Origin of the sequence: uncultured Caballeronia sp., from assembly GCF_964243625.1 — a bacterium.
Classification (GTDB): Bacteria; Pseudomonadota; Gammaproteobacteria; order Burkholderiales; family Burkholderiaceae; genus Caballeronia.
In genome coordinates, this window is sequence record NZ_CAXTGZ010000424.1 from 1 (window position 1) to 2,712 (window position 2,712).

Here is a 2,712-nt window from a genome sequence, read left to right on the forward strand (position 1 = left end):
ACGACTATGAAGTCGATGTCGTCCGGCATGGCAACGAGGCAATTCCCGCAATACTCAAGCGTCAGCCGGATCTGGTGATCCTCGATGTCAACCTGCCCGGCAAGGACGGCTTCCAGATATGCCGCGAGGCACGCGCTCATTTCGATGGCGTAATCATCATGGTGACCGCGCGCGACGATCAGTTCGATGAAGTGCTCGGCCTCGAATTCGGCGCGGACGACTACGTTCACAAACCGGTCGAACCGCGCATCCTGCTTGCGCGGATCAAGGCGCAACTGCGCCGTGTGACGTTCATGGAACGCACGGCCGGCGCATCAACGCAGCCGGACATGTTCGCGTTCGGCAAATTCGAAATCAGCCGCGCGACGCGCAGCGTCCGGTTGCCCGACGGCAGCAGCCCGGAGCTCACATCGGCGGAATTCGATCTGCTTTGGGCGCTGGTCATGTGTGCGGGCGAGGTGGTCAGCCGCGAGAGCCTGATGCGGCAATTGCGCGGACTCGAATTCGACGGGCTGGATCGCACCATCGACGGCGGCGTTTCGCGTCTGCGCCGCAAACTCAACGACGATGCAGCCACGCCGCAGCGCATCAAGACCATTCGCGGCAAGGGTTATCAATTCAGCAAGATCGCATGGGAATGATGCTCGGCCATTCAGACATGGCCGGCTACAAAAATGCACATCGCATGGTGCAATATCGACAATGTCATCTGCGCGCTGAGACTAAGATTCAAGCGCGCATATGAATGCTGATTCACGTTCCTCCGCGCTCTTAACCCGATGCCTCCGATCATGAACGCGACCGCGCAAAAACTTCCCTTCCTCCGATACTGCAAATGGCGTTGGCTGCATTTCCGCCGCACCTGGACCGACACGCGCGCCGATCGCACGCCAAGCTGGTCACGATTCTATCTGCGCGCGTATTTCCGCCTGCTGAGTGTCGCGATATTGACGGCTGTGGTGGTAGCAACTGCCCTTGCTCCGGGTCGCGCTGGCCAGATACCGGGCATTGCGCTAATACTGATTGCAGCGGTGACGTTCGGATTCCCCGCGCTGATTGCATACCGGTGGATGCGGCCCGTCTGGCACGACCTGACGATCATCCGCGAGCGCGCAAGCGACTTCACGGGCGGTCGCTTCAACATACGTGCACGCGTGTCGCATAGCGTGATCATCGGGCCGCTTGCGCGCATGCTCAACGCGCTCGCCGCGCGCATGGAACGCATCATTGCGGCGCAACGCGAACTGACCAATGGCATCTCGCACGAATTGCGCACGCCGCTTGCGCGCGTGCGCTTTGCGCTTGAAATCCTGCGCCAGCCGGGATCGGCAGCGGAGTATGACGAGGCATTGGCGGGCATCGGGCAGGATGTGACTGAACTCGAAGAACTCATCGATATGAGTCTCACCTACGCCCGCCTCGAGCATAGTTCGCTGCAATCCAACCTGGAAGCAACGCCGCTTTTGAACTGGTTCGACAAGCAGGTCCACGACGCCACGCTGCTCTACACCCATATGCGCATTGTGCGGGACGTGGATATCAATCCGTGCGCATGCGTTGCTATGGACACGCGCCTGATGTCGTATGCCATGCGCAACCTGCTGCGCAATGCGAGCAAATATGCTCAGGCACGGATTGTGGTCGGGCTGTCCGTGCAGCGGGGGCACGTACATATATTTGTTGAAGACGACGGCGCCGGCGTGCCCGAACACGAACGCGACCGCATCTTCGATCCGTTCGTGCGGCTCGATCGCCAGACAGGCGGTTACGGCATCGGACTGGCGATCACGCGTCAGGTTTTGAACGCACATCGCGGACATATTGCGGTGACCGATCCTGTGACGTTGAGCGGTGCGCGTTTCGAATTGAGCTGGCCTGTCAGCGCTGCTGCCTGAAGACCACCGATCAAACTCAATACGCGTGTCCGAGCTGGAAGTAGTAGTTCGTCCTGCCGCCCGGCGCGAACGCTACACCGAGATAAATTGGTCCGAACGAACTCGTCACGCTAGTGAAAAACGTGAAGCTGCGCTTGAGCGATCCGCTGCCGAATTGCGAGTCCTTCAGCCAGACGTTTCCGACTTCCGCGCTGACGCCCGCAAACAGTCCGCGAATTGGCGGCGTATTAAAGCTGGCAATCTGGTTCATGTATGTGACCTGCCCGTAGAACATCGAGTCGCCGGCCAACTGATCGGCGGCATACGCCGACAAGTGTTGAAATCCCCCGAGCGTAAAACCAAGCGGGTTGGTGAGGTTGGTCGAGCTGCCAAAATTGCCGCCGGCCTCCGCGCTCGCATTGAAACTATGGCGTCCGAACGTTGCCGCGACAATACCCTTGCCATACACCTCGGTAAAACTATCGCTGCCGGCAAAGAGCGAATGCTCCACGCGAAGCTCACCGAAATAACCTTTACGGGCAAATAGCGGATCGTCGAGTTGATCGATGACCACCCGTGCCCGGGCGCTGATTTGCCGCGCGTAGATCTCGGGAAACAGGTTGTCCGTTGGAGGCAGGCTTGGATCAAAAAGGTTGGACGGCAGGTTGTATTGCGGCGATCCATATGCATGCGTGTACGCAACGCCGACACGAAAATCGCCCAGCGTGGAAAGCGGCACGCCAAAGTCGAGCCCCGCGCGTTCCGTTTGAATCAGGTATTGCGTCAACTTGACGTTGCCGTCCTCGTCGTAGAGGTTCGCATAGCGCCGCTGAAAGTC

At 59.3% G+C, this 2,712-nt stretch carries 3 protein-coding genes (1 of these 3 only partly in view); 2 read left to right on the forward strand and 1 reads right to left on the reverse strand.

Annotated features, from left to right (window positions below):
* On the forward strand, positions 1-641 hold a 641-nt coding region (locus tag ACFFAR_RS23605; RefSeq protein ID WP_375508568.1), incomplete at its 5' end, for a winged helix-turn-helix domain-containing protein.
* A 138-nt stretch (positions 642-779) separates the two neighbouring features.
* Positions 780-1,895 carry an ATP-binding protein gene (locus ACFFAR_RS23610; protein WP_375508569.1) on the forward strand — a complete coding sequence of 372 codons (1,116 nt, stop codon included), beginning with the start codon at positions 780-782 and terminating at the stop codon, positions 1,893-1,895.
* A 16-nt stretch (positions 1,896-1,911) separates the two neighbouring features.
* On the opposite strand, the gene ACFFAR_RS23615 is transcribed toward ACFFAR_RS23610, so the two are convergent.
* On the reverse strand, positions 1,912-2,712 hold the 3' portion of the coding sequence (locus tag ACFFAR_RS23615) for a patatin-like phospholipase family protein (protein ID WP_375508570.1). It continues 1,515 nt past the right edge of the window; the window shows 801 of its 2,316 coding nt (coding positions 1,516-2,316); its start codon lies beyond the right edge, outside the window; the stop codon is at positions 1,912-1,914.